We start from the raw sequence: 2,839 nt of genomic DNA on the forward strand, positions 1-2,839 counted from the left end.
CCGCCGAGGACGACCTGCTCGACGCGGCCGCGGTGGCGTGGAGCGCGGCCCGCGTCGTGGCCGACGCCGCCGTCACGCTCAGCGACCCGGCTCAGCGCGCCGACGACGGCCGGGAGATCGCGATCCGCTTCTGACGCGACCCCGCGTTCCATGATCATGGGGAGATTTCCGCGATATGCGCTGAGAACTCCCCACGATCATGAATCTGGAGGCAGGCTTAGGGGTGGGTGACGTGTTAGGAGGGGGTATGGCGACGATCGCCATCTTCGGCGGGACCGGGTACGCGGGCAGCGCCATCAGGGACGAGGCGCTCCGGCGCGGCCACCGGGTCATCTCCGTCACCAGGTCCGGCGCTCCGGACGGCGCATCACAAGCGCCGAACCTCGAGTTCCGCCAGGGCACCGTGCACGACGCGGCGCTCGTCGACCGGATCGCGGCCGAGGCGGACGTGATCGTCATCTCCATCCGCTTCGCGCCCACCCCGGAGGACGTCAAGCTGATCGACGCCTTTCCGGCGCTAACGCGCGCCTGCGCCGCGCACGGCACGCGGCTCGGCGTCGTCGGCGGCGCGGCCTCGCTGGATGTGGCCGAGGGCGGCCCGCGGCTGATCGACACCCCGGAGTTTCCCGACGCCTTCAAGCCCGAGGCGGGCAGCGCCGCCAGCACCCTCGACGCGCTGCGCGCCGACACTACCGGCGTGGACTGGTTCTTCGTGTCGCCCGCCCAGGAGTTCGGTTCGTACGTCCCCGGCGAGCCGCGGGGCGCCTACCGGGTCGGCGGCGACGTGCTGCTGCGGGACGAAGCCGGGAGGTCTCACATCTCGGGCGCGGACTACGCGCTGGCGTTCGTCGACGAGATCGACCAGCCCAAGCACCACAGGACCCGGTTCACGGTCGCCTACTGAATCGAGGCTGAATCGAGGCTGAATTGGAGGCGAGAGGGCGGGAGATCGAGGCCTGCCGGGCGCGGAGCCGACTCACCGCGCCCGGCCGGTCCCCGGCCCTCCCCCTCCTAAGGGCCGCCCGGGGCCCACAGGCCCCGGTGTCCCCTCTAGCGCCCCATCCGCGCATTCGTATGAGACACTATATTTAATGTCTCAAGTACGGTAGTCCTGTACACACAAGTTCATGTCTCGTTTTGGGGAAAATCCGCGAAACGTGGGGGGAGAGTCATGGCTGCCCGTCCGGAGCGAGTGCCGGCGGAGGAAGTCAGGCGGCGCATGCTCGAGGCAGGGCGGGAGCTGGCGATCGAGTCCGGCGCCGCGCTGACCATCGAGCACCTGCGGGTCGAGGAGATCATCCAGCGGGCGCGGGTGCCGCGTAGCTCGGCGTACCGGATGTGGCCGTACCGCGAGGAGTACATCGACGACCTGCTGTGCTACCTGGCCGGCGCGGGCAACTGGTTCAACGACCGGCCCGTCTTCGACCCCGAGACCTTCACCGTGCTCAAGCAGGCTGTCGAGGACAACAGGGAGCTGATCGGCTCCCCGGAGGGCCGGCGCGCGCTGCTGTGCGAGATCGTCCGCCTCACCGTCGCCCAGAACTACGCCGCGCTGACCGAGAGCGGCACGTGGCGCCTGCACATGGCGCTGTCCGCGACCCTCGGCTCCACGCGCAGCGGCGAGGCGCGGCAGAAGATCGCCGCGGCCCTCGAACAATCACAACGGGTATCCAGGGACTCGCTGGTCGCGGTCTTCGGGTTCCTGGCGGCGGAGCTTGGCCTGCGGATGCGCCACCCGGCCGCGACGATCGAGCACATGCAACTCGCCGGCGGCCTGCTGGTGCAGAGCGTGGCGCTGCGCAACGTACAGGTACGCGCCGCCGCGGGCGGCGACGACTCCGGGGAGGCGGCCCTGGTGGACACCCTGCTCAACGCGCCGCTGCCCGGTCCCGGCCTGCACGGGCAGCCGGCCGAATGGACGCTCGCGGCATTCGCCTACATGGGCGTGGTCGACGCCTTCATCGAGCTCGACCCGGACTTCACCCCGCCCGAGCGGTAGCCCGCGCCAGCTCGACCACCCGGTCGCTGAGCACAGCCACCCCGGGGAACGGCTCGCGCGCGTAGTGGCCTGGCTTGCGCTTGCGGAGAAGGCCGGGCCCGTTCTGAATCCAAATGAAGTTTTTGCTCCCGAGCACCCGCTGGAAGACAGCGTCGACGGTGCGAGGGAACGCCGCCGCGAGGCGCTGCAGCGGCAGCGGCGGGATCGAGTCCTCGCGCAGGTACGCCCGCAGCACGCTGGCGTGCTCCCGGTCGGCCGCGAGCGCCGGGTTGGCGAACATCGCCCGCAGCATCCCGTACTCCGGCACCACGACGAAACCGTCGGTCGGGTCGTAGATGACGCCGACGGTGCGGAACTCGAAGAACCCGTCCGGCATCACGAACGTGGTCTCGCCGGTCTCGCTGACCGCCCGGTGGCGGCCGCGCGCGGCCAGCGCCACGTCCCGCCGCTGCCGGTAGTAGTCGTTCAGCCGCCCTTCGGCCGCGGCCGTGGGCAGCACGATCTCGTCGGTGCCGAAGAACGCCAGGAACTCCTCCCGGTCCCGCCGCATGTGCTCCCAGCCCTGCTTGACCTTCTCCGGGTTGCGAAACACTAGTTCCGGCTCCCGCGTGGCCATCTCCATCGCCAGCCGGGCGAGCTGCCTGGCCTCGGTCTCCCGGTGGAACGACTCGGTCCCCGAGGCGAGCCATGCCGAGTCGTCGTCGGCGAGCGGCAGCAGCATGCCGATGATGAACGAGTTCCGCGACGGCGACTGGGCGAGGCCGTACACGCGGTACTCGAGGTCGTCGACGAGGTTGAGCACTGTTGGGGCCGCGTCAGCCCGGCGGACCTCGAAGACGC

The 2,839-nt window shown here is 70.5% G+C and carries 3 protein-coding genes; 2 read left to right on the forward strand and 1 reads right to left on the reverse strand.

Features of this window, described 5'->3' with window-relative positions:
* Positions 1–247 precede the first annotated feature (247 nt).
* Positions 248–904, forward strand: coding sequence for an NAD(P)-dependent oxidoreductase (locus WA805_RS29325; RefSeq protein ID WP_425243942.1), 657 nt, complete (start codon positions 248–250; stop codon positions 902–904).
* 267 nt (positions 905–1,171) lie between these two features.
* Positions 1,172–1,999 carry a hypothetical protein gene (locus WA805_RS29330; protein WP_425238164.1) on the forward strand — a complete coding sequence of 276 codons (828 nt, stop codon included), beginning with the start codon at positions 1,172–1,174 and terminating at the stop codon, positions 1,997–1,999.
* Here the strand turns inward: WA805_RS29330 and WA805_RS29335 are convergent.
* Positions 1,980–2,839: hypothetical protein (locus tag WA805_RS29335; protein WP_425243943.1), on the reverse strand; the 860-nt coding region annotated here is incomplete at its 5' end. The two genes, WA805_RS29330 and WA805_RS29335, sit on opposite strands and share 20 nt — an antisense overlap.

This window comes from Trebonia sp., from assembly GCF_049794275.1.
Taxonomy (GTDB): domain Bacteria; phylum Actinomycetota; class Actinomycetes; order Streptosporangiales; family Streptosporangiaceae; genus Trebonia.